Raw genomic sequence first — 24,291 nt, 5'->3', positions numbered from 1 at the left:
TGCTGCTATCCTCAGGGGTTCTCGGATACGCTTTTCTTAAGCCTATTGATGCTATGAAGTCCGGCTGACAGGTGTCAGGGGGACGGAACTTGGGGTTCAAACCTACCGAAATCGCAGGAATCCAGCCGTGGCGGAAGGCGGTCTTCACCACCTACGCGCTCAGTCTGTCGTTCTTCGAATCCGTCGTTCTCGATGCACTCGTGCGGGGCCGCAGCCAGGAGGCGCTGATCCTCGCCGACGTTGAAGGAATCCGATCCGGACTGAGCGAGCAGGGAGCGCAGCGCGTGGGTCGCGACTACGAGATCGAACCCGTTTCCGTCAGCAACGGGGTCTTTCACCCCAAGGTCTCCGCGTTTGTATCCGACGAGGACTGCCATCTCATCGTCGGATCGGGCAACCTCACCTTCAGTGGATGGGGCCGCAATCTTGAGACGGCCGAGCACCTTCATCCCTCGTTTGCAGCCGATGCCTTCCACGGGGCCGCGCGATTCTTTGAACTGCTCGGCGGTCAGCGGGGAATTACGCACGGGGCGCAGGAAGTGTGCGCGTCACTCGCACAGGATCTCTCGCGCGCGGCAGGCCGCGGACGCGGGGATGGTTCGGTGCGCTTCCTGCACAGCCTCGAAGGAAGCATCGCCCAGTCCATGGAAGACATCACGGGAGAACTCGGCGGCGCGACCCGCCTCACGGTTGCCGCGCCCTTCTGGGACGGCGGCGGAGCGGTAGACGACCTCTGCAGTCGGCTGAAGCTGGAAGAAGTGCACGTTCACGCGCATGCGGGAGGCACAGTGCGGGGCACGGCAGGGGCCAACTGGCCGTTCGGCGCGAAGTCCCGGGTCGTTGCGGTAGCCGCAGAACCGTTTACGGAGACGGCAAACAGGAAGCTGCACGCCAAGGCATTCGAAGTCGCCTGCAGAAACGGCAGGCTTATCGTCTCCGGAAGCGCGAACGCCTCCGGGGCGGCGCTGACCGGTTTCAATGTCGAGGCCTGCGTGGCGCGCGTGCAGCGCGGCTCGACGGTCAACTGGCATCTTGTCCCCGCCGCTGTGCCGCTTCCCGTTCTCCCTTTGGAAAACGAAGCAGAAGACGATGGCCCGCAGCCCGGCGTGCTGCGCGCATCCGTAACTGGCGACGCAATCACGGGACGCGTGCTCTCGCCCAGGATGAAAGGGCCTGCCCAGATCCTTCATTATGGGTCCGCAGGATGGAGGCCGCTCGCCGATGCGTTCCTCGACGATGAAGGGAGCTTCAACGTCGCGATCCCCGGATTCGAGGCCGCTTCGCTGCGAGGGGGGCGCGTCGTTTTCAGGGTCGAGGCGGGACAGAGCGCCGCGGAAGGGTTTGCATCTCTCTCGGCCATTACGGGCCTGAGACGGTTCGCGGGAAAGGCTGCGGCCAGTCTCATGGCTATTCTCGGCGGCACCGAAACGCCTGACGACTTCCGTGTGCTCCTAGAATGGGCGCACGACAATCCCGGCTTCCTCCGGCCCGAGATCGCCGGAGGCGGAGGGAGCGCGGCACCTAAGCCGGCGGGGCCTTCCATGATCCCGACATCGGATCTGTGGAGCACGGGCGGCTCGGCAACGGCGATGCCGGGCGGCGCGGAAGCCGGCCGGGGCTGGGCACGGTTCGTAGATGCGCTCCTGTCCGCGCTTAAAGAGCGCCGCGGTCCGATCGGACGCGATGACAACGAAGACGAACCCGAACCGGGCGACGGCCGGAAGAAGCCGAAGTCCGGAAAGGCCGACGGCGGAGCCAATCGGGATCCCCTCGAAGTCCTCGATAAGGTGCTCGAGGCCATGCTTGCGAAGGGAGCCAGCCGCGAGACGGCGCTCAGGGCGATGACCCTGGTGGCCTATGCATGTGACAGACTTACCGACCGTGTAACCGCAGGCAAGGCCGAACAGTGGCTGAAGCGTGTGGTGGATGCCTACTGCGCCGCTGCCGTGGAAGGACCTCTGGACGAAGAGGCCGCATCGGCGATCCTCGCCCTGTGCGGACCTGATCCGTCCCCGGACGCAGCGCGCGCGGCGCGCCAGCGAATCATGAGGACCGGAGGCGACCTCGACGGAGACTGCCCTACCACAAAGCCAGCGGAACCGTTCATCGCCGCGATAGGGCGCGAGGCTTCCTACGAAGCGGCCTGGGCCAGGATCGTAGAGATCAGGACGTGGCGCGAGCAGGCAGGGGCATACGCCGCTGCACTGGCAGACGGCAGTCCCTGCGACGGATATGCCGAACTGCTCGGCTCGTGTCCCTCGGAATCGCAGCTGATGGCAGACGCTTTCGCATCCGAAACGGCTCGGCGCCGCGTTTACATAATGAGCGGCACGGGATCGTGCTGTAACCGCCGCATGACGCTCCCCAAGATTGAGCAGGGAAGGCTAAGAAGCTTTGGCGTGGCCCGATCGGCCAACTGCTGCCAGAAAGTTCTCGTTCTGCCGGAGGGTGTCGATGGCTAAGCGGACAATGGCCGAAATCCTGTCCGAGGCCAGCGCGGCGGGTGGACCCAGCGTCGTCGTCGACACGCAGATCGCGCATTCCTCGGTAGATCCGTGCGGCCTGCGTCAGACGAACTTCGACCTCATGAACATGGTGGCTGACGGCCTAAACAACGTCGCGAGACACGTCAGGCCGTTCTCCTTCGTCTCCTGGGCGTGGCGCCGCGCGCTGAGGCTCGCCAAGGCCGAGGGCAGGCCGGACACCGACGCAACGGTCCTTGAAGACTTCGTGGCGCGCTGCGAGGTCATCTTCGCCTGGTCGATCTTCATCTCGGGAAGCCAGACGGATCTTCCGGGACGGCAGGCCATGGCGCAGCTGCTTGGCGCGCAAAACATGGACTTCCACGGAGCGGCGTGGGAAGCCTTCCGGGAAGGTCGCGCCGACAGCACGTCGCTCTCCGCCGCAGTGAATTACGGACCAGGCCTCAAGTCGCTGGGCTGGCTCGGACGCAACGACATGAACGCGAAGGTTCTAGTGCCGCCAAGCAACGTCGACGCGGCTCTCGATGCATTCGAAGCCAGGATTGCCGACCGCCTCGGCCATCCTGCATTTTCGGGTTTCGGCCCGGCGACGGTCACGAGAGAAGAAGCACTTGCATGGGCGCAGGCATGGATGCCCGACGAACTGACGGAAGAAGAACGCAGACATGCAGCGAGAACCCTGACCGGCGACCTTGCTACGGAGACCCGGGCCGAGGGCATGAAGCTGCTTCTGCACGCCGCCGCCCGCCCCGAACTGGGTTCGACCGAAGCGGTGAGGTCGGCTCTCGCAGGGGAAGACCCCGGCTTCGAGGTCCCAGAGGGGTTGGAGAGAGCGGCCGCGCGGTGGCGACGGCTCCAATACAGGCAGCTGTTCCGCTACGCAGTGGAGTCCCTTCTCGCATGGACCCTGGACAGGCTGGCCCAGTCGGACGGCCCGCTAGGCACTCCCGCACTGGTCTCCACCTTTCTCGGCGAAGCCGTAATCGACGGGGCCGGACCCGCATCCGACTGGCTGGACGGAACGGACCCCACAACGCCACCGTCGTCCGCGACGGTGGCTATCGCCGACGCGCTACGCAGCCAGTCAAGGGAAGGCCTCGCCGCCGCGATCGCGCAAGCGCTCGCCCTGTGCATCGCCCACTCGCCGCACGACCCGGAAACCTTCGACCGGGAAGACCGCCTGCCGCTGCGAAGGGCGGGTAGGGAAGCGAACGCCCGCCGGCATGCGCAGGCGCGTGAACTCGTCCGTCACGCGATCGAGACATGGGCGATAGCGCAGCACGTCTACTGGGCGGTAGGAAGGGGACTGCAGGACGCGCGCGGTGGCGGCAAGACGATCCTGCGCCTCAAGCTGGTGATGGAAGAGGGTGGCTGGACGGCGCTGCCGGGCAGGAGCAGGCTAACTCCCGCGCCCACTCCGGACAGGATAGAAACAGCTATCTCCCTGGCCGCAGAGTGCGGCCTCTTTCCGGAGGTGGCGGCCTGACCTCGTCCTCACGCCAAGCACGGCGCTACCGGGCATCGCAACTGCACCCTATCTGCTTGACCGCGTCGTCAAAGTCGAACGGATTCTGTTCGATGCGCAATCTTGATCAATTCGAAGAATCGAAGAACTTGCAATGGAAATCGCAGTAAGCCTGCGCTTGGGCCGACCGACTACGAGGAGCCGCCTCTCGGCTATACGAAGAAGGTGTCGCTGTACCGCGGCCTGAGCCAAGGCGGTTGCCCGGCTCGGCACCCCATCCGGACAGTCCCGAACTTGGCGTGACGGGCCGTCCGCGCCCGGCAAGCCCCGGCGTCTGTGGCCCTGTCGAAAACGACATGGTTCGTCTTGTCAAATCGTTCGACGCGGCCCTCACCGCTGTGTTGATGGAGCTTCAGCGCACACAGAGCGAAAGCGAAGCTGACGCTCGAAATCGAGGCAGAAGCCCAGCGACGGGTTGCCGAGGGTGACGTTATCATCGATCGGGACAACGCACAGCAGCTCAAGTTCAACTCTGAATCGACCGGTTTTGAAGAGTAATCGTTCTATTCCGCCATTCGACATGCCAACGCTTTGCCTGTAACAGAAACTGTGATAGTCGAGTCATTGACTGTGGCTAAGTTGATTAGCAAAATCAGCAGGTTATGGTGCCACCAAATTTAGAGGTGTGAGTCCTCTTCTGGGCACCAATCCCTTTGTAAGCTCTTGATTTCCTGGAAACCATAGGTTTCCGGGTCATCGGCTGCTACACAAAGCTGTCGCCTTGCGAATGACCTCACCCAACAAGGAGTCCTGATACGCCCCCTGGTTCTTAAGGCGCATGCCTGCGGACATCTCTGAGGTTGTCGCGCGGCGGCCGTGTCTGAGCATCTTCCCATACGGAATGTCATCGAGTAGCGTGCAGGGGCGGCATGTGACGGCGCTCTCCTTGGCGAATGCACTGCTGCACCTTCAGCAGTTGCCGTCAGACCATTGGGCTGCTGTCACAACCCGGTGCTTGCCGAGACAATTTGTTCCCGTCCCGGTTCATTTCAGCACCGAAGCGAGGGGAAAGAAATGCACAACCGATTGCGGCAGTGCCTGCGGAGAATGTCGCTTGCGGCATTGATGCTGGCGGTAAACATCCCGGTCCACGCGGCTGATCTCGTCATTGCGATGCCGAACTGGCCGTCGGGCCAGGCGACGGCAAACATTCTCAAGGTAAGCCTGAAGCAACATTTCGGGCTCGATGCCGATGTGCGCGAGATGGGGACGCTTATTGCCTTTGCCGGCCTCGATTCGGGCGAGGTGGATATTCATCCCGAAATCTGGCTGCCCAACCTGGACAATCTGGTGAAGAAGTATGTCGACGGCGCCGGCACGGTAGCCATCAGTCCCATCGGTGTGCCGGCATGGCAAGGCATATGCGCTACCCGCGAAACGACCGACAAATTTGGCATTCGCGACATTTCGGATCTCACCGACCCGCGCAAAACCGCCGCGTTGGACACTGATCGGGACGGACGCGGAGAACTCTGGATTGGCGCCGAGGGTTGGTCCTCGACGGCGATCGAGCGTGTCCGCGCCAACAGCTATGGCTACGCCGAGACAATGACATTGCTGGAGACGCCGGAGGATGTCGGAATGGCGGCTGTCGATGCCGCGGTTGCCACGGCTCATCCGATGGTGTTTGCCTGCTATGCGCCGCATCACGTGTTTGAACTGCACGAAATTGTCCGGCTTGCCGAGCCGCCTTTTGACCCGGCAAAGTGGAAGATCGTGCTGCCTTCCGAGGACCCGCTCTGGGTCTCGAAGTCCAGGGCGCCGGTGTCATGGGATTCGGCACATTTCCACATCGCTTACGCCACCTCGCTGCGCAAGAAATATCCTGAGGTGGTCGCGTTCCTGGAACGGGTCGCCCTCAAGCCCGAGGACGCCACCAAGATGAGTTATGCGCTCCAGGTGGAGCGCCAGGATCCTTACGAGTACGCCAAACAATGGGTCGCCGCGCAAGGCGCTCGGGTGCAAGGGTGGGCAAATCCATGACCGGAAAGCTGACGATCGCGGGACGCACCGCTCTCCAGCGGCGCTGCCTGACGGCAACTGTCGCGGTAGCGCTCGGTCTTGTCGCGGTGGCGGCGCTGGCTGCTGGAACCCAGGTTTTCGATCCAAAAACCCGCAAATGGGTGGACTACGACCGCGCCAAGGCGCGCAAATACTATGCCGCGCATAATCAGGTGCCAGAGGCGTTTCGCCCGCAGATGGTCAAGTTCCGCACCGCGGAAGCGCCCGGTACGATCATCATCGACGGCAACCAGCATTTTCTCTACCTTGTGCAGCCGGGTCAGCGCGCCATGCGCTACGGTATTGGCGTCGGCCGGGAAGGCTTTGGATGGGCCGGAATCGTGCGCGTCGGCCGCATGGCGGAATGGCCGACCTGGACGCCGCCGGCCGAAATGGTCGCTCGCGATCCGAATGCTGTCAAACATGCGGGAGGCATGCCGGGAGGGCCCGACAACCCGCTCGGCGCCAGGGCGCTCTATCTGTATGAGCGCGACCAGGACACGATCTACCGGATACACGGCACGCCGGAGCCGTGGACGATCGGGCTCGACGTGTCATCAGGCTGCATCCGGATGCGGAACGACGACATCACCGACCTGGCATCACGCGTCAAGGTTGGGGCCAAGGTCATCGTTCTCATGCAGGGGGCGGCACTTTACAAGGGTGTTTGAAGCCAGGGTGTTTGAAGCCGGGGTGTGTGAAGCCGGGGTGTGTGAAGCGGCATTCGGAGAGGGACAAGCAATGTCGGCAAAACCTGCAGTGAGAACTTCGATCCGGGCAACAGCAATTGGGTTCCTGGCAGGGGCCTTGAGCGCTTGCGTCAGCACGCCGCCGCCGCCGCCGCCTCAGGACCAGATGTCCAGGACCCAGGTCGAGACGGCCCCGGCCGACCTTCAGCTGCTTTGCGCCGACGCAGCCGCCAAGGCGAGCGGTGCCGACAGCAGCAAAATACTTCCGGTTTCGTCGAGCAAGATCGATTCCACAACCTATCGGGTCGAACTCGATGCCAGCGGCAAGAAGACAAGCTGCCTTGTCGATACCGAAGGCAATGTCAAATCCGTTCAGCCCACCTGATCCGCTCTGGTCGAAGGATTTTGCGGCGATCTGACGATTGCCGCGAACGTGGCGTCGGCTTCGGACGTGACGATTGGTGGCGACCAGCCGCGGCGAGGTTCAGACACTAGGAGAAAAAGCCCGGCCGACGGCAGCGTGTCTCAACCCAGCGGCATCATCGCGATTGGCAGCTTCGGGCATTCGCTGTACCATTCCTGCGCCGGTCGGCGAAATTGCGCGTTCCGGCAAGGGAGAAACGTCCATGTTACGATCAATTTCGCTCGCGGTTTTCCTGGCGGTCGTTCCTGCGGCAGCCTTTGCAAATTCATGCCCGACCATCATGGCCGCGATCGACGCGGCGTTGCCGACCGCGACGCTGGCCGAGGCCGACATGAACAAAGTCAAGGAACTGCGCGCCCAAGGCGAGAAATTGCACGCCGCCGGCGATCATGCAGGGTCGGAGGCTGCGCTCAACCAAGCCAAGTCGATGCTCGGCATATAGATGCTCCCCCTTCTCCCCCTGTGGGAGAAGGTGGCCGAGCGAAGCTCGGTCGGATGAGGTGTTCCAGCTTGGCACCAACAGAGCTCCGGCCAACACCCCTCAACCGTCTTGGCGCTGCGCGCCAATCCACCTTCTCCCACAAGGGGAGAAGGAAAGCTCTCCACCGGCAGGGCCGCGTGGGTTGGTTCACCCCAGCCCAATCCGCCTGGCGCCCTGCCGGAACATCGCCTCAGCGTCCGGCTCGAAGCGGAAGGTGCCGATGAAATCGTCGGCGCAGTAGTTCGGCAGCGTCTTGCGGATAGCGGCCGCGAAAGTGCGGGCCTCGTCAAGCCGCCCCGCCAGCGCCAGGCAGTGCGCCGCGATCGCCAGGATGATGGCATGGGCGTTGGGACGGGCGGCGGCCTTCAGCGCCCATTCGGCGGCCTCGTCAAACTGCCCGAGGCGGACATGCGCCATCGCCCTGGCGCCGAGCATGCCAAACAGCAGCGGATCGAACGGACTGAGATGGCGCGAGTGATCGGATGAACCGATCGCCGCGTTCGGATCACCCGACTGCGAGTGGACAAACGAAAGCGCGTAATGCCCGAGCGCGAAGTTCGGGCTGAGGTCCACCGCCCGTTCCAACTCGATGAGGGAGCCGTCCTGCTCGCCGCGCAACCACAGCGCCCGGCCCATGGCCCAGTGCGCGGCCGGATTGTGATCGTCGATCAGAAGACTTTGGCCGGCGGTCTCGAAGGCGAGCGCGCTTTCCTGGTCGCGGTCTCCCCAGCGCTGAAAGGCGTTCTGCCAATGGGTGAAGGACAGGCCGGCATAGGCGCGGGCGAAGGTCGGATCGAGCTTCAATGCCATTTCGAAGAAATGCCGGGCCTGCTCGTTTTCCGTGCGGGTGAAGCGATACATGTGCCAGAGGCCGCGATGGTAGGCTTCCCAGGCGTTCAGCGAGCTGGGGGCTTTCAGCATGGCGCGGTTGCGTTCGACCATCTCGATCTCGGCGGAGATCGACGAGACGATGCTGTTGCCGATATCGTCGAGGACGGCAAAGATGTCGTCGGGCCTGCGTTCGAAGGTTTCGGCCCAGACGATCCTGGCCGTGCGCACCTCGACAAGTTCGACGCTGACCGCGACACGGCCAGCCTGGCTGCGCACCGTCCCGGTGGCGACGTAGTCGACGTTGAGCCGCCGGCCGGCATCTTCCGGCGCGATGTTCTTTTCGGCCAGCGCAAAGACCGAGCCGCGGGCGATGACGAAAAAATCCCTGAGCTTGGCCAGACGGGTGATGATGTCGTGGGTGAGGCCGTCGGCCAATCCACCGCAAGAGGGGCCACCGCAAGGGCCGCCGACAGCTGCCTCCTCGACAAACGGCATTACCGCGAGCGACGCCTTGCACGGTGCAGCAACACCGGAATCGGGAAGCACAATTGACGTTTTGGCGGCTGCGGGCGACAGCGCCGGCTGCGGCCGGAGCGTTGCGGCAGGTCGTTCGCTGCGGATCGTCCGCCATGCCTCACGAACGGGTCCGAAATCGAGATCCTCCGAGGCAAATAGCTGCGCCGCCGAAGCAAGATGGTCCTCGCAGGCGGCGATCTGGCCATGCCGCGCCAGGCTTGCCAGAAGAGCCACGTGCGCGCGCGCGTCGAACGGATTGAGTTCCAGCCATTTCTCCAGATGCGCGGACATTTCGTCGGCATCCGCCGGGAGCTTGCTGACGAGCTGTTCCAGAATGGCGGCGTGCCACGAGCTGAAGCGGCGGCGTTGCGCGATCAGCCAGCTGTTGAAATGCGGGCTGCGGTCGATCTCCAGCCCGTCGAGGAAGTCGCCGACGAATAGTCTGGACAGGGCCTGCAGCCGCTCAAGATCGAGCGTCTCGATGCCCGTGGCGGCGGCCGAGGCGATATCGAAAGCGTCGACGGAAACGCCCTTCAGATCGAGCGCGACCGTGTCGCCTGATGTTTCGATCCTGTGACGATCCGGTTCGTCAAGAATGCCCCTGAGCTTGCTGAGGCACCAGCGAAGCTCGCCGCGCGGATCGTTCGGCACATCCCACAAAAGCTCGCACAGACGGCTGCGGCCGACGGCATGCGGCGCGAGCGCCAGATAGGCGAAGAGCGCGCGCAGCTTGCGCGATGCCGGCAGTTGCACGGTGGCGCCGTCACGGATGACCGTCAGCGGCCCGAGCAGCCGCACGGACAGCCCGGCCGCTGCGCCGTCCAGGCTCGATCGAGCGGATTCCACGTGCGTTTCCACGCTTGCTCCCACGCTGGCCAGTTGTCCTCTGTTTTACCATCGAAAGCGATCGAGGGCATCCGGCAACGAATTTTCCGCGCCGGTTGCCCGCATTGCCAGCTTTCCGGGCCGCGTTGACGGCAACGGACCGTATCGCGGCAAGGTCTCGAAACCTCGCCGCCCAAGCCGCCGGTTTGTAACCGGCTCGTGACAACGAACACCTCGTGACGACAACAAAAAGGGGAGAGCAGACATGTTGCAGCAACGGAAAATCAGGACCACGGCCGGTCGCGGCCGCCTGTTCGACAGCATTATCGACACGGTCGGCGATACGCCGGTGATCAGGATCAACAATCTCGGCCCCGATCATGTGACGATCTATGTGAAGGCCGAGTTCTTCAATCCGGCAGCGTCGGTGAAGGACCGGCTGGCGCTCAACATCATCGAGGAGGGCGAGCGCAGCGGCGCCCTGAAACCGGGCCAGACCGTCGTCGAGGCGACCAGCGGCAACACCGGCATCGGTCTGGCCATGGTCTGCGCGCAAAAAGGCTATCCGCTGGTGGTGACGATGGCCGACAGTTTCTCCATCGAGCGGCGCAAGCTGATGCGCATGCTGGGCGCCAAGGTGGTGCTGACGCCGCGTGCCCAGAAGGGTTTTGGCATGTACAACAAGGCGGTCGAGCTCGCCAAGGCCAATGGCTGGTTCCTGGCCCGCCAGTTCGAGACCAAGGCCAATGCCGCCATTCACGAGGCGACGACGGCGCGCGAGATCATCAACGACTTCGCCGCATCGCGGCTCGACTGCTTCGTCACCGGCTACGGAACCGGCGGCACCGTCGTCGGTGTCGGGCGCGTGCTGCGCCGCGAGCGTCCCGAGATCCGGATCGTGCTGGCCGAACCCGCCAATGCCCAGCTCATCGGCAGCGGCAAGGCGCAGGAGCGCGGCGCCGACGGCGCACCCGCCGCCAGCCATCCGGCCTTCGAGCCGCACCCGATCCAGGGCTGGACGCCGGATTTCATTCCCAACGTCCTGCAGGAGGCGGTCGACGCCAGCCTCTATGACGAGGTCGTGCCGATTGCCGGGCCCGAGGGCATCAAATGGGCCAAGGCGCTGGCCCAGAAGGAAGGGATTTTCACTGGCATTTCCGGCGGAGCCAGTTTTGGCGTGGCGCGCCAGATCGCCGAAAAAGCCGCACCCGGCTCGGTGATCCTGTGCATGCTTCCCGACACCGGCGAACGCTACATGACGACTCCGCTGTTCGACGGCATCGAAGCCGAGATGGACGCCGAGGAGATCGCGCTGTCGCGCTCAACGCCGGGCTGCCAGTTCCCGGCCGAATAATTGCGCATCGGGAGCAACGCGGATGGATGCCATGCTGAAAGCCGCCGGCACTGCCGGTATGGTTGCCGAAGAAACGCTCGATCCGGTCGACTGGGCCGACGTGCAGGCGCTGTCGCACCGGATCGTCGACGACGCCGTCGACTATCTGCGCGATGTCAGGGAACGCCCGGTGTGGCAGGACATGCCGGCGGAGGTGAGAGAATTTTTCGCAGAGCCGCTGCCGCAATCGCCTCAACCGCTGGCCCAGGTCTATGGCGAGGTCGCCCGCAACGTGATGGCCTACCCGATGGGCAACATCCATCCGCGCTTCTGGTCCTGGTACATGGGGTCGAGCAATTTCACCGGGGCGCTCGGCGATTTCCTGGCGGCGGTGCAGGGCTCCAACCTCGGCGGCGGAAACCATGCCGCCGCGCTGATGGACAGCCAGGTCGTCGACTGGTGCAAGCAGATGATGGGCTTTCCGCAATCAGCCAGCGGCACGCTGGTCAGCGGCGGCTCGATGGCCAACATCATTGGCCTGACCGTGGCCCGCAACGCCAGGGCTGGCATCGACGTGCGCGAGCATGGCGTTGCCGCCATCGACAAGCCGCTGCGTTTCTATGGCTCGGACCAGCTTCACTCCTGCCATCGCAAGGCGATGGAGGCGCTCGGCCTCGGCAACCGCGCGCTGCGCCGCATCCCGACCGATGCCGGATTGCGGATCGACATCGACGCGTTGCGGGCGGCGATCACTGAGGACCGCCAGGCGGGTTTTCGGCCGGCCTGCGTGATCGGCACGGCCGGCACCGTCAACACCGGCGCGATCGACGATCTGCAGGCGCTGGCAAGGCTGGCGGCGCAGGAAGATCTCTGGTTCCATGTCGACGGCTGCATCGGCGCGCTGATTGCCATCGCGCCGGAAAATTCCCATCGCGTTGGCGGCATCGAGCACGCCCACTCGATCGCGCTCGATCCGCACAAATGGCTGCACGCTCCGTTCGAGGTCGGCTGCGTGCTGATCAGGGATGCCTCGGCGCATCGCAGCACGTTCGCGGTGACGCCGGAATTTCTCGAATCGACGCCGCGCGGCCTCGCCTCGGGGCAGTGGCTGCATGATTTTGGCCTGCAGACGTCACGCGGTTTCAGGGCGCTGAAGGTGTGGATGGCGCTGAAGCAGCACGGCATCGAGAAATTCGGCCGCCTGATCGACCAGAACATCGCGCAGGGACATTATCTCGGCACGCTGATCGCCGCCGAACCGCTGCTGGAACGGGTCGCGCCACTGAGCATCAACATCGTCTGTTTCCGCTACCGTGGCGACGGGCTGACGGGAGAGCGGCAGAAGGCGCTCAACACCGAGATCATGCTGCGGCTGCAGGAAGACGGCATCGCCGCCCTTTCGGATACGACGGTGCACGGCCAGCATTGCCTCAGGGCAGCGATCAACAACCACCGCACCCGGCGCGACGACCTGGATTTGTTGGTGCGGGAAACGGTGCGGCTTGGGCAGGAGATTTCAAGGCCTGGCGTCGCCGGCTAAGGATCCTGGCAATCACCTCAGACAAATCACAGCGCCCAAGCGTGTGGGGTGATCGACTGTTGATGTCGGCGCTGCCCCTCACCTGCCTGCCGGCATCCTCTCCCCGTAGAACGGGGAGAGGGGCGCTTTCATTAATGGTTTCGTTCAATCACCAGCGTTACAAGAAGGGCACCGGCATTGAGGCCAGCCCCTTCTCCCCGTGTCACTATACGGGGAGAAGTGCCCGGCAGGGCGATGAGGGGCAGCGCAAACCTGAAACGATTGCCCCTGTGCCCCGCAACGAGGATCACGCCTCGAGCCAGACCTTCTCGAAATGCTGCTCCAGAGACTGATGCTGCTCGCAGCCGTGCACGCCCTTGCGGAACGTCCGGTAGACCGAGCGCCAGTAGGGCTGGATGATGATGCCGGAATCGCGCAGATTCCGCTCGATCTTGGCCATGATCTCCTTGCGCGCGCTGGCGTCGGGTGTGGCCAGCGCCTTGTCGAGCAAGGCGTCGAACTCCGGATTGGCGTAGGCGGTCTCGTTCCAGGCAGCGCCCGATCTGTAGGCCAGCGCCAGCACCTGGACGCCCAGCGGCCGGCCGAGCCACTCGGTGCAGGAGAAAGGATATTTGCTCCAGTCGTTCCAGAACGTCGCCGCCGGCAGCACGGTCCGTTTGACCTTCAGCCCGGCGTCGCGCATCTGCGCGGCGATGGCGTCGCCGGTGTTCTTCTGCCAGTCGACATCGACGGAGATGAGCTCGTATTCGTGATCGGACTTGCCGGCCTCGGCAAGCAGCGTCTTGGCTTCGTCGACATTGCGGACGGCCGGGCCGATATCGGCGTATTCGGCATGCATCGGGCCGACATGATGGTTCTCGGCCGGCTTGCCGCGGTCGTCCATGCCGATCTTCAGGATTGCGGCATTGTCGACGGCGAGCTGGGCGGCGCGCCGCACCCTGATGTCGTCATAGGGCGGATTGCCGACGTTGAAGCGCGCGACGATGGTCGAGCCGGTGGCAAGCTCGGAATTGCTCAGACCCATGGCGTCGGTCTGCGAGACGGTATCGGCGGCGGTTTCGTGGTTGGTGTCGATCTCGCCCGATTCGAAGGCCGAAAACATCGCATTGGGATCGGAGCCGTAGTCGACCCATTGGATGCCGTCGAGCCAGAAATCGCCCTTCCACCACGGCTTGTCCTTGCGGCGGACCTCGGCGCCGACCTCGGCGTCCCATGCCACCAGTTCGCAAGGTCCAGTGGTGATCGCCAGGGCCTTCAGCGGATCGCCGTCGCCGTCGTAGCTGCGGTGCATGATCAGCGCCGGATAGTCGGTCGTGCCGGCAATCAGCGAAATGTCGGGCTTCGGCAGATTGAGCCGGACGGTAAAGTCGTCGACACGTTCGATGCCGCCGTCGATCGGCTTCTTGGTGGCGGCGTCGACCAGCGCCCCCATCCGCTCGGCGACCGAATTGCCGGCAACGCTCGCATCGCACCAGCGCGTCAGGTTGTGGACGACGTCGTCGGCGTTGAAAGTGTCGCCGTTCGACCAGGTGATGCCCTTGCGGACGTGCAACGTCAGCACGCGGGCGTCGTCGCTGGTCTCCCAGCTCTCGAGCAGCCACGGCTCGAAGGTAAAATCGCGGTTCCAGCGCACCAGATATTCGTTGCAGTGGCGGGCGACATTGGACATTTCGACGCCGTCGAAGGTGCGCGGGTCCTTCCAGCCCTTGACGTTCATGGCGACGCGCAAGACGCCGCCGCGCTTCGGCTCCTGCGCCCTGGCCGGCGAGGGCGCAAGGCCGCCAAGCGCCAGCGCGCCGGCGGCGCTGACGCCAAGTGCTGCCATGGTGGCGAGATATTCGCGCCGGTTCATGCTGCCTTTTTTAAAACCGTCGGCGACGGGCTCGGCCTGCGGATGCAGCGCTCTTTCGGTCAGCATCAACTTCATCGTCGAATCCTCCCTGTCGGGGGGCCCCGGGGCCGGGGGGGGGGGGGGGGGGGCGGGCGGGCGGGGGGCGCGGGGCGCCGGCGCGGGCGATGGGGCGGGGGGGGGCGGAGGTGGGGGTGGTGGAGGAGCGTGGGGTGTTTGTGGAAACCACCAACACCCCCCCCCCCCCCGCGGGGGCGGCCCCCCCCCCCGCGGGGGGGGGGGGGGGGGGGGGGCGGGGGCCCCCCTTGGCCATAGGCGATGATAGTGCGGGATTCAGCGGGGAAGTGTTCGGGTTTCCGCAGGCGTTGTGCGCTGTTCCGCAGAAGCTTGCGCTACTGCGGCGCAGAACCTTTCGAGACGCCGGCGGGACAGCGCCCCCCTCTGCCCTACCGGGCATCTCCCCCACTTGGGGGGAGATCGGCTGTCGTCCCGGCTTTCGCCAATTTCCAACATCGCAGCAGGAGCGCAGCGCCGAAACTGCCAATCTCCCCCCTCGTGGGGGAGATGCCAAGTTTTGGCAGGGAGGGCAGGACAGAGGGGGCGCGAAGGATCGCCAGCCTTCCTGGTTCAGAGCTCGGCGTATAGCCGGGCGGCGTTTTCATAGGTGAAGCGCAAAGGCACCGAGCCCACGACCTGCCATGCATCGACCGTCTCGCCTGCCATCAATCGGCAGGCGCCGTCGGTTGTGGTGACGGCGCCGCCATAGAGCCGGTTGGCAAGGTTGAGGATGGCGGTCTGGTGCATCGCCGTGCTGCCGCTGCCGCAGGCGTCCTTGACCAGCAGCACCCGAAAGCCCGATGACACCGCATCCCTGACGGTGGCGTCGATGCAGGCCTCGGTCCATACGCCGGCAACGACCAGCCACTCGATGCCTTCAGCCTTGAGCCGGCCGGCGGCAGGGCCCGCACCGAAGGCGCTGGCCTCGGTCTTGACCAGCATCATCTCGCCGGCGACCGGCGCCACTTCCGGACAGATCGCCGTCAGCGGATCGTCCTTGTCGGAGAAGGCCGACCTGCCATTGGCATCGACCGGATGGAACCGCCGCGCCTCCCTGGTGAGATCGACGATATAGGCCGAATGGTAGAGCAGCACATCGTTGGCCCGTGCCGCCGCCTGCAGGCGCTGGACGTTGGCGAGGATGTCGGCAAAACCCTCGACCAGATAGCGCTTGTCCTGCCGGTGCTCCTCCTGGAGGTCGACGAACACCGCGGCCACCGTGCCGCGTCTGATCGAGACCGGGCCCTTCATGCGGACACCCTGAACGAAAGCATGAGCGCTGCGGCTACTCCCGAAGGTTTGCGATACCGCACCTCGATTGGTGGTGGATGCTGGGATCAAACCTGTTTCTCCAGAAAGTCGTCCTCATAGGGAAAGCGCGACAGAAGCTCGGTGCCGGTTTCGGTGACCAGGATCTCGTCCTCGAGCTTGACGCCCTCGCGTCCGCCTTTCTCGCCGATATAGCTCTCGACGCTGACCACCATGCCGGGCGCGACAAACCCGTCGCGGCCATAAGTCTCGTAGTCCATGGCGTGCGCGATGAACGGCGTCTCGCCATGCATGCCGACGCCGTGCATGACAGACGTGTAGCGCTGGTCGACGAAGCGGTCCGGGATCTTCCAGGCCTTTTCGGCAATTTCGCGAAACGCCATGCCCGGCCTGACGATCGAGATGTTGTGCTGAACCTGGTCGTGGGCCATGCGGTAGAGCGATTTCTGATAATCCGTCGGCTTGCCCGGCCCGCAGCGGAAGGTGCGCGAGAAGTCCGAATAGTAGCCGTAGCAGCCGATCGTATCGGTATCCAGCGCCAAAAGTTCGCCCGGCCTGATCTTGCGGCCGCTGGCTTCGTTGAACCACGGGTTGGTGCGCTGGCCCGAGGTCAAGAGCCGGGTTTCGATGAACTCACCGCCCTGGCGGATCACCTCGTGATACATGATGGCGAACAGGTCGTTCTCGGACACGCCGGGCTTGATCGCCTCGCGCACCGCATAGACGGCCGCCTCGGCGCCGGCCATCGATACCTGCAGGCATTTTACCTCTTCGGGCGTCTTGACCGCCCGCACGGCGAGGATCTCGCCCTGGCAATCCCGGACCTCGCAGCCGCGCTTTTCCAGCGCCAGCGCCTGCAGATGGCCGCAGCGGTCGAGGCCGAGCTTCATCGAGCCGCCGCCATGTACCTTGAGCAGCTCAGTGATCTCGTCGGCGAAGGGGCCGGCGGTCTCGTCGTCGCGGCCCGACACCGAAGACCACACCAGCTTCGACGGCCGCGCCTCGTCGATCGTGTCGAGCACCATCGAGACATGATAGCTCTGCGGATATTCGAACAGCACGATCGGCCCTTCGGTCGAGATGAAGAAGTAGCGCGTCGAGTTGCGCAGAAAATAACCGAACATGTTGCGCGAGCCGGTGGCGTAGCGCTGGTTGTAGGGGTCGAACAGCACGACGCCGCCATAGCCGGCCTCGCGCATCCAGGCACGCAGCTTCGCCAGCCGGCCTTTGCGCAGCGCGTCCGCATCGATGAAGGACGGCTCGGTGTCGGACAGCCACATGCCGCCGGCCGGATCGGCCGCCGCCGGGTGGCGCATACGGTCCTTGAAGTCGACGTCCTCAGTGCTGTCGGGGTCGAAAACGACGATGCTCACGGGTGCCTCCTGGAAGCGGGGAAGATGAGCCATGCACAGCGAAGAGGCTGTGCGGGATACCGCAGATGTTGTGCGGGATGCCGCCGGGATCGTCCCGTAGTGCTCTACGGCGCCCCCCTCTGTCCTGCCGGACATCTCCCCCACGAGGGGGGAGATTGGCAGCTTCGGCGTTCCGCTCATTCCTGCAACGTTGGCGATCGGCGAAATCAGCGGTGACAGCCGATCTCCCCCCAAGTGGGGGAGATGGCCGGCAGGCCAGAGGGGGGCGCTGTCCCGCCAACGTCCAAAAAGACCTAATGCCTGCGCGCCACCTTCGGCGCATGCCCATGCTCTTCCCTGAACGCCCGCGCAAAGCTCGACATCGAAGCAAAACCGCAGGCGAGCGCCACGTCGCGCACCATCAGTGTCGAATGCGCCAAAAGGTCGGCGGCGCGCTTCAGCCGCAGGCGGCGGTAATAGCCGTTGGGCGAGACGCTGAGCTCGGAGCGAAAGTTTCGTTCGAGCTTGTCGGAGGAGACGCCGAGCTTTTCCGCCAGCGCCGCCATGCCGAGCCGCTCCTCGACCGCGTCCTCCATGATGGCGATGGCCGACAGCACCAGTTCGTTCTGGACGCCGGTGCGTAACCGCAGCGGCATCAGCTTGCGGTCGACGCTGGAGCGCAGCGGGCTGTGCACGAACCATTCGGCGACGCCGGCCGCGAGCTCGGCGCCATAGTCTGATGTGATGATCTCCAGCATCATGTCGAGGCTGCCGACGCCGCCGGCCGAGGTGAAGCGCTTGCGGTCGATGACATAGAGATCGCGCCTGAGCTCGATGTCCGGAAACGCCTCGGTGAAGGCCGCCTGACTGGTCCAGTGCAAGGTGCAGGCATGACCGTCGAGCAGGCCGGCCCGCGCCAGGAAGAAAGCGGCATCCGCCACCGCGCCGATATTGGCGCCGCCGCGCAGGCTCCTGCGGATCCAGCTCACCGCGTCTTCGGCCACGAGATGATCGGCATCGCCGCCCGAGCAGACGACGATGCGGTCGACCTTCGGCGCATCGCCGGCGAAAAAGCCGGGCTGGATGACGACCCCGTTCGAGGCTGCGACCGGGCCTTCAGCGGCGCCGACGATGATCCAGCGGTAGCATTCTTTCTTGGCCAGCACGTTGGCCGCGCGCAACGGCTCGATGACCGAACTGAACGCCATCATCGGAAAGCCGGGGAAGACCAGCACCGCGAAGGTGAGCGGGGCGTCGGTGGCTATCGGCTGGTGGCGCTCGCGAATGGTCATGGCTTGAACCGGCCTGTCGGCAATTGCAGGGAAGGCCACAATTCCGCCGGATGCCACTCAGGTCAACGGGCGGTTGGGTCAGTTTGAAAATTCCATCGCGCCTAGGCGTTGTCGCCTATCGGCCGAACTCCTAAATGCTTGCCGTAGCATTGGAGATAGTGACGGTCGCACTGCGCGGCCCGTATAAGAAGCGAGTTTAGGTCGCTAAAATTAGCTTCTTGACCTGTTTACGGTCTTCCGGCGACCATTGCTTCGGGTCTTCCCCGTGAGCGATCGCGCCGTGAAGCTCGACGTGCTTCATCACTTCCGCCTCGGTCTCTGCCGTGAACATCGCTGGACAGGCGGCGTTTCCCGGATAATCCCTGCAACGATACGAGTAAGCCATGACTTTCCCTCCAGGTTGCCCCGATAGCAAAGCGAGGGTACGTCGCCTTTGTCAATTCACAGTTGGATGCGCCAGTCAGCCGGGAAATTTCAAACTGACGCCACTATCCAACAGGGCACGGACCCCCCTTCAACCCCCCAGCGCCTGATCCAGATCCGCGATCAGATCGTCGCCATCCTCGATACCCGCCGACAGCCGCACCAGCGAATCGGAAATCCCGATTTCCGCGCGTTTTTGCGCCGGGATCGAGCCGTGCGTCATCAGTGCGGGGTGCTCAATCAGGCTTTCGACGCCGCCGAGGCTTTCGGCCAGCGTGAACAGTTGCGTGTGCTCGAGGAAGCGTTTGGTGCCGGCGAGGTCGCGGTCGAGCTCGACCGTGATCATGCCGCCGAAGGCGTGCATCTGCTTTCTGGCGATGGCGTGCTGCGGATGGCTGGGGAGACCGGGATAGATAACGCGGCGGATGTCGGGACGGCGCTCCAGCCAGTGCGCGATCTTCTGGCCGTTCGACGAATGGCGCTCCATCCTCAGCGCCAGCGTCTTGAGGCCGCGCAGCGCCAGAAAACTGTCGAACGGTCCGGAAATGGCGCCGATGGCGTTCTGCAGGAATTTCAGCCGGTCGGCGAGATCCTTGTTGTCGCCGACCACGGCGACGCCGCCGACCATGTCGGAATGGCCGTTGAGGTATTTCGTCGTCGAATGCACCGATATGTCGATGCCGAGCTCCAGCGGCCGCTGCAGGTAGGGGCTGCAAAAGGTGTTGTCGGCGACCGAGAGCACGCCTTTGCGCCTGGCCAGGGCTGCGACCGCTTCGAGATCGACGACACGCAGCAGCGGATTTGTCGGCGTCTCGACCCAGAGCAGCTTGGTTTCCGGGCGGATCGCCGCTTCGACCGCGGCCAGATCGGTGAAGTCGACGAAGTCGACCTGCAAATTGGCCGAGCGCTTGCGCACCCGCTCCAGCAGCCGGAACGTGCCGCCATAGATATCATCGGTGGCAACGACATGGGCTCCGGAATCGAGCAGTTCGAAGATCGTGGCGATCGCCGCCAGCCCCGAGGCGAAAGCGAAGGCGGCTGCGCCGCTTTCGAGATCGGCCACCGCGCGCTCGAAGGCAAAGCGGGTCGGGTTCTGGCTGCGGGCATATTCAAAACCCTTGTGCACGCCCGGGCTCTGCTGGCCGTAGGTCGAGGTCGCATAGATCGGCACCATCACCGCGCCGGTCGTCGGGTCGTGGCTCTGGCCGCCATGGATGGTGCGCGTCGAGAAGGCCAGGCGGTTGCTGCCCGATACGGTGGCTTTGATGGTCATCTTGCGCGGCGCCTCAGATGGTTGATCAGGTCGATGCGGGTAATCAGGCCGATGAATTCGTCGCCGTCGAAGACGATGGCGACCTCGTTGCGGTCGAACACCGGCAGCAGCGCGTCCAGCGTCTGGCTGGCCTGCAGCGTGTGCAGATTGGAAGTCATCGCCGTGCGCACCGGGGCCTTGAAACGGTCCCAGCGGCTGTCATAGGGGCCTTCGACGTGGGCGAGGATATCGCTTTCGTCGACGATGCCGACCAGCTTGCCGTCGTCCAGCACCGGCAGCTGCGAGACGTCCGAACGGCGCATGCGGCCATAGGCGTTGAGCAGGCTTTCGTCCGGGCCGACAGACACGATGTCGCCGGTGCGGTGCGTGCGCATCACCAGGTCGCGCAGATCGCCATGCTGCTCGTGCTCGGCGAGGCCCTGCTCGATCAGCCAGAAATCGTCGAACACTTTCGACAGATATTTGTTGCCGCTGTCGCAGACGAAGGTGACGACCCGCTTCGGCACGGTCTGCTCGCGGCAATAGCGCAGCGCTGTCGAAAGCAGCGTGCCGGACGACGAGCCGGCGAGAATGCCCTCCTTGGAAAGCAGGTCGCGCACCGCCAGCATGCTCTGCTTGTCGGTGATCGAGTAGGCCTTCTTGACCAGCGACAGATCGGCATTGGGCGGGACGAAATCCTCGCCGATGCCCTCCACCGTCCAGCTGCCGGCCTCTTGCATCTTGCCGGTCTTGATCAGGGGCGCCAGCACCGAACCGACCGGATCGGCGAGAATCATCTCGGTTTTCGGCGAGATTTTTGCGAAATAGCGGCCAAGCCCGGTCAGCGTGCCGCCCGAGCCGACGCCGACGACCACTGCATCGACGTCACCGTCGAGCTGCGAATAGATCTCCGGACCGGTCGTGGTTTCATGGGCGTCCGGGTTGGCCGGATTGGCGAACTGGTTGGCATAGAAGGCGCCGGGCAGCTCGGCGGCGATCTTTTCGGCCATGTCCTGATAGTATTCGGCGTGGCCCTTGCCGACATCGGAACGGGTCATGCGCACTTCCGCGCCGAGCGCCCGCAAATGCTGGATCTTTTCGCGTGACATCTTGTCGGGCACGACCAGGATAATGCGATAGCCCTTGGGGATGCCGACCTGGGCGAGGCCAAGGCCGGTGTTGCCGGCGGTCGCCTCGACAATGGTGCCGCCGCGCTTCAGCCTGCCCTGTTTTTCGGCGTCGGCGATCATCGACAGCGCAATGCGGTCCTTGATCGAGCCGCCGGGGTTCTGGCTTTCGAGCTTGATGAACAGCCGGCACTTGCCGATGTCGAATTTGGTCAGCTCGACAACCGGCGTTTGCCCGATCAGGTCGAGAACCGATGCATAGGGCGGACGCAGGCGGGACATTGCCCTGTCCGGGAGGGCGCTCTTGTGCACGCTCATGCTGATGCTCCATGGTCAAGCGACCGCCTTGGGCAGGCTGTCAGCCTATCTTCTTTTCCAGCCGTTTGCAGTCTGAAAGAAGATAGATCGTGCCAATCCATTGGCCAGACGGGGAATGGGATTCCGGTGGGGCCGCTCCGTCACGCCAATCACGATAAGGTCGCGGGACAGCACCCCGTAGAGCGCCGACCTCACCCAAGCAACCGCTTCCCCAGCCTTGCACATTGCACGCGAATATCCGGTATGGCGTCGATCTCGAAGAAGGTGCCGCGCGTCAGCGGCCCGACCGCCAGGATCTTGGCCGAGACGGTGCCGTCGCTGGCGATGACCTCGCAATTGTCCGATACGTCGAGGCCAAGCCGCAGCGGATCCGGCCGGGCCAGCCCGCGGTCGACCAGCGACCGCACCACGCTGTTCGACGTTGTCGAGATGTCCCTGGCGATGCCGGTGCAATCGTAGATGCGGGCGACGTCGAACGTCTCGATGTTTTGCGTGTGGCGCGACTGGACCTGCACGCTGAATTCGTCGCCCGCCGTGATGCCGACGACGCGCCCGGCGACAAGCCGGATGCGGCCCGACTGCACCGCCTCGGTGACACGGGCATAGACTTCCGGCGCCATGCGATGGCGGTGGATGTCCCACCACGCCTTGGTGTGCTCGACAAAGCGGCGCTTGGCCGAAGACGGCCAGTTCTGCCAGATCTTCTGGTTGAACGGCCTGAGACCGTCGACGACGTCGCGCCAGTCGATGCCGGCCTTCTGGTTTTCCCGGATCAGGTCGCGAAACCAGCCGACGAAATAGGAGAGCTGGGTGCCGAGCGGAATGTCGGCGACGTCGAGCTTGATCGGATTGCCCTTGCGATGCGGCGAAGGCAGCAGGCCGCGCCGCGACACCGCGATGATCTCGCCGCGATGGCCGCGTTGTTCGAGCGACAGGAAGGCATCGACCATGCTCAACCCCGTGCCCAGCACCAGGACCCGGGCTTCCCCGTCGAGCACGGTGTCGGCCTCCGATCCCATCCTGATCGCATGGCCGTGGCCGGCACCTGGCTCCTCGTCATGTCCGGTCGCCAGCACGGCAAGGTGGGCGACGACGCTGGTACCGTTGGCCAGCGCCACCTCGACCCCGGACCCGGTCGGCGAGATCGACAGGCTCTCCTCGCGGATCAGGCGAAGACGCCCCGTCTCGCGAGCCTCGAGCTCGTCCAGTAGTTCCTTCAGATAGCGGGCGTAGACGCTGCGCGGTGCGTAGACCGGCGCCTGCTCTGGCGTTGCCAGGCCGCGCTCAAGCAGCCAGCGCCAGAAATTGCCGGGGTCGTCGGCATGGGCGCTCATGCCGGCCGCGCTGACATTCAGCACATGCGCCGACAGCAGCGTGGAATAGGCGATGCCCTGGCCGAAATGCGGCCGCTTTTCAATCAGCGTGACACGCAGATCGGGATTGGGCGACTTCAACAGATGCGCGGCAAGGACGACGCCGCTGGCGCCGCCGCCGACGATAATGATCGAACTTGGGACAATCGAATTTGCGCGGCCGGTCATGCGCGCACCAAGTGCCTGAGGAGCCGTCCGTTCCGGCTCAGGCCTGGATTTTCAACGCAGCCGAAAGGTCGTCGTCGCCGGCGATATCGCGCATCTCGGCGAGGCTGCGCTGATCCAGCACCTCGGCGATCGCTTGCCGGACCTCCAGCATCAGATGTCGGACTTGGCATGTCGCCTCGTTGCAGTCTTCACAGCGCTGATACCGGGTGCGGCTGGCGCAGGGAATTGGGGCAAGCGGCCCGTCGAGCACGCGCACGACGTGGCCGATCTTGATTTCATCCGCCGGCCGCGCCAGGCGGTAACCGCCCTCCTTGCCCTTGCGGCTCTGGACAAAACCGGCATTGCGCAGTTCGCCGAGGATGGCGTCGAGAAATTTCTTCGGGATGTTGTTTCCGGCGGCGATATCGCCGACGAAGGCGAGCTGACCATCCGGCAGCCGCGCCAGATGGACGAGCGCCTTGAGGCCGTACTTGCCCTTTTTTGTGAGCATAGACCGAACGTTTCTCTGTCATGCGATGACGAAGGGCCACCGGTTGCGAAACGCCTGGAGTGCGTCCCCACCGCGTCCGCGTCCAGGCTTTCAAGACACATAAATTCTAGTGACATAATATACAAGACGGGCACCATTGATTTTGCTTGATTTTCAAGCCGCTGCGACGACTTGCCGGACGTTCTTTCCTCCTGAAGCCGCGAGGCACGCCAATGGCGACAGCCGGCGCTCGGCACTCATGCGGGTGATCGCCGCGATATGGACATCCTCATCGTTCTCCAATTCCTGTAATGTCGATAAGACTACTATACTTAGCCGCGATACAGGAACCGGTTTTCAAATCGTCGGCCATTCGCAGCATTCATTTGCCGAAGCTGCGCGCAAAACAGGAAATGGGTGTTTGCGGCGGGCCGCGCATTCGCCGGTCGACCGAAACGCCGCCAGGGCCGTTCGAGTGTCAGGGGAGCGAACGGTTCGCCCACACCAGCCCGCCCAGGCCAACCAGCGCGGTGACGATGCCGATATAGAGCCATTGCGACTGGCCGGTCATGAAGCTGCCGCCGACGAGGCCGATGCCCTGCAGCGACCACAGCGCACCGATGGCGAGCACAATCAGCGCCAGCAGATTTTTGATCAATCTCATCGTCGGAATTCCTTTCCCAAGTCGATCGCC

At 64.2% G+C, this 24,291-nt stretch carries 20 protein-coding genes; 8 read left to right on the top strand and 12 right to left on the bottom strand.

Annotated features, from left to right (window positions below; translation table 11 throughout):
• Window positions 1–89: 89 nt before the first annotated feature.
• The 6 genes from AC0L3D_RS01620 (at window position 90) to AC0L3D_RS01595 (ending at window position 7,564) form a co-directional block, all read left to right on the top strand.
• Entirely contained in the window at window positions 90–2,462 is a 2,373-nt protein-coding gene (locus AC0L3D_RS01620; protein ID WP_473642791.1) for a hypothetical protein, read from the top strand.
• Window positions 2,455–3,969 (top strand): hypothetical protein, encoded by a 1,515-nt coding sequence (locus tag AC0L3D_RS01615; RefSeq protein WP_473642789.1) that lies wholly within the window; start codon window positions 2,455–2,457, stop codon window positions 3,967–3,969. The genes AC0L3D_RS01620 and AC0L3D_RS01615 overlap by 8 nt, the downstream gene beginning before the upstream one ends.
• A gap of 1,053 nt (window positions 3,970–5,022) precedes the next feature.
• The gene (locus tag AC0L3D_RS01610) at window positions 5,023–5,991 is read left to right on the top strand and encodes an ABC transporter substrate-binding protein (RefSeq protein ID WP_473626683.1); all 969 of its coding nucleotides are present in this window, start codon (window positions 5,023–5,025) and stop codon (window positions 5,989–5,991) included.
• Window positions 5,988–6,680, top strand: coding sequence for a L,D-transpeptidase (locus AC0L3D_RS01605; protein WP_473626682.1), 693 nt, complete (start codon window positions 5,988–5,990; stop codon window positions 6,678–6,680). Before AC0L3D_RS01610 ends, AC0L3D_RS01605 begins: the two co-directional genes overlap by 4 nt.
• A 184-nt stretch (window positions 6,681–6,864) precedes the next feature.
• The gene (locus AC0L3D_RS01600; protein ID WP_036263676.1) at window positions 6,865–7,083 is read left to right on the top strand and encodes a hypothetical protein; all 219 of its coding nucleotides are present in this window, start codon (window positions 6,865–6,867) and stop codon (window positions 7,081–7,083) included.
• A gap of 241 nt (window positions 7,084–7,324) precedes the next feature.
• A complete protein-coding gene (locus tag AC0L3D_RS01595) occupies window positions 7,325–7,564 on the top strand; it encodes a hypothetical protein (protein ID WP_023803696.1) in 240 nt (79 codons plus the stop codon).
• Between the two features lie 186 nt (window positions 7,565–7,750).
• Here the strand turns inward: AC0L3D_RS01595 and AC0L3D_RS01590 are convergent, their stop codons facing one another.
• Window positions 7,751–9,796: a BTAD domain-containing putative transcriptional regulator gene (locus AC0L3D_RS01590; RefSeq protein ID WP_473642787.1), complete on the bottom strand. Its 2,046-nt coding sequence runs from the start codon at window positions 9,794–9,796 to the stop codon at window positions 7,751–7,753.
• A gap of 244 nt (window positions 9,797–10,040) precedes the next feature.
• Between AC0L3D_RS01590 and AC0L3D_RS01585 the strand changes: the two genes are divergently transcribed.
• Entirely contained in the window at window positions 10,041–11,129 is a 1,089-nt protein-coding gene (locus AC0L3D_RS01585; RefSeq protein WP_473626679.1) for a PLP-dependent cysteine synthase family protein, read from the top strand.
• 22 nt (window positions 11,130–11,151) lie between these two features.
• On the top strand, window positions 11,152–12,648 hold the full coding sequence (locus AC0L3D_RS01580; RefSeq protein ID WP_473642785.1) for a pyridoxal phosphate-dependent decarboxylase family protein: 1,497 nt from the start codon (window positions 11,152–11,154) through the stop codon (window positions 12,646–12,648).
• Window positions 12,649–12,934: 286 nt separating this feature from the next.
• Here the strand turns inward: AC0L3D_RS01580 and AC0L3D_RS01575 are convergent, their stop codons facing one another.
• The 11 genes from AC0L3D_RS01575 to AC0L3D_RS01525 all read right to left on the bottom strand — a co-directional run bounded on the left by AC0L3D_RS01575 (window position 12,935) and on the right by AC0L3D_RS01525 (window position 24,261).
• Entirely contained in the window at window positions 12,935–14,575 is a 1,641-nt protein-coding gene (locus AC0L3D_RS01575) for an ABC transporter substrate-binding protein (protein ID WP_473642784.1), read from the bottom strand.
• Entirely contained in the window at window positions 14,511–14,810 is a 300-nt protein-coding gene (locus tag AC0L3D_RS01570) for a hypothetical protein (RefSeq protein ID WP_473642782.1), read from the bottom strand. The genes AC0L3D_RS01575 and AC0L3D_RS01570 overlap by 65 nt, the downstream gene beginning before the upstream one ends.
• 314 nt (window positions 14,811–15,124) lie before the next feature.
• Window positions 15,125–15,805 carry an isochorismatase family protein gene (locus tag AC0L3D_RS01565; protein ID WP_287316973.1) on the bottom strand — a complete coding sequence of 227 codons (681 nt, stop codon included), beginning with the start codon at window positions 15,803–15,805 and terminating at the stop codon, window positions 15,125–15,127.
• 86 nt (window positions 15,806–15,891) lie between these two features.
• The gene (locus AC0L3D_RS01560) at window positions 15,892–17,196 is read right to left on the bottom strand and encodes a M24 family metallopeptidase (RefSeq protein ID WP_473626674.1); all 1,305 of its coding nucleotides are present in this window, start codon (window positions 17,194–17,196) and stop codon (window positions 15,892–15,894) included.
• A gap of 293 nt (window positions 17,197–17,489) precedes the next feature.
• The gene (locus tag AC0L3D_RS01555) at window positions 17,490–18,467 is read right to left on the bottom strand and encodes a GlxA family transcriptional regulator (protein WP_473642780.1); all 978 of its coding nucleotides are present in this window, start codon (window positions 18,465–18,467) and stop codon (window positions 17,490–17,492) included.
• 196 nt (window positions 18,468–18,663) lie between these two features.
• The gene (locus AC0L3D_RS01550; protein WP_473626673.1) at window positions 18,664–18,852 is read right to left on the bottom strand and encodes a DUF1059 domain-containing protein; all 189 of its coding nucleotides are present in this window, start codon (window positions 18,850–18,852) and stop codon (window positions 18,664–18,666) included.
• Between the two features lie 129 nt (window positions 18,853–18,981).
• Entirely contained in the window at window positions 18,982–20,163 is a 1,182-nt protein-coding gene (locus tag AC0L3D_RS01545) for a cystathionine gamma-synthase (protein WP_473626672.1), read from the bottom strand.
• On the bottom strand, window positions 20,160–21,587 hold the full coding sequence (locus tag AC0L3D_RS01540) for a pyridoxal-phosphate dependent enzyme (RefSeq protein ID WP_473626670.1): 1,428 nt from the start codon (window positions 21,585–21,587) through the stop codon (window positions 20,160–20,162). The genes AC0L3D_RS01545 and AC0L3D_RS01540 overlap by 4 nt, the downstream gene beginning before the upstream one ends.
• A 191-nt stretch (window positions 21,588–21,778) precedes the next feature.
• On the bottom strand, window positions 21,779–23,128 hold the full coding sequence (locus AC0L3D_RS01535) for an FAD/NAD(P)-binding protein (protein WP_473482365.1): 1,350 nt from the start codon (window positions 23,126–23,128) through the stop codon (window positions 21,779–21,781).
• Between the two features lie 37 nt (window positions 23,129–23,165).
• The gene (locus tag AC0L3D_RS01530) at window positions 23,166–23,618 is read right to left on the bottom strand and encodes an RrF2 family transcriptional regulator (protein WP_473626669.1); all 453 of its coding nucleotides are present in this window, start codon (window positions 23,616–23,618) and stop codon (window positions 23,166–23,168) included.
• A 457-nt stretch (window positions 23,619–24,075) separates the two neighbouring features.
• A complete protein-coding gene (locus tag AC0L3D_RS01525) occupies window positions 24,076–24,261 on the bottom strand; it encodes a hypothetical protein (RefSeq protein WP_023802672.1) in 186 nt (61 codons plus the stop codon).
• Between the last annotated feature and the right edge of the window lie 30 nt (window positions 24,262–24,291).

Source organism: Mesorhizobium sp. WSM4837 (assembly GCF_055811435.1).
The sequence above is the reverse complement of the archived record's forward strand: the minus strand, read 5'-3'. Positions and strand labels throughout refer to the sequence as shown.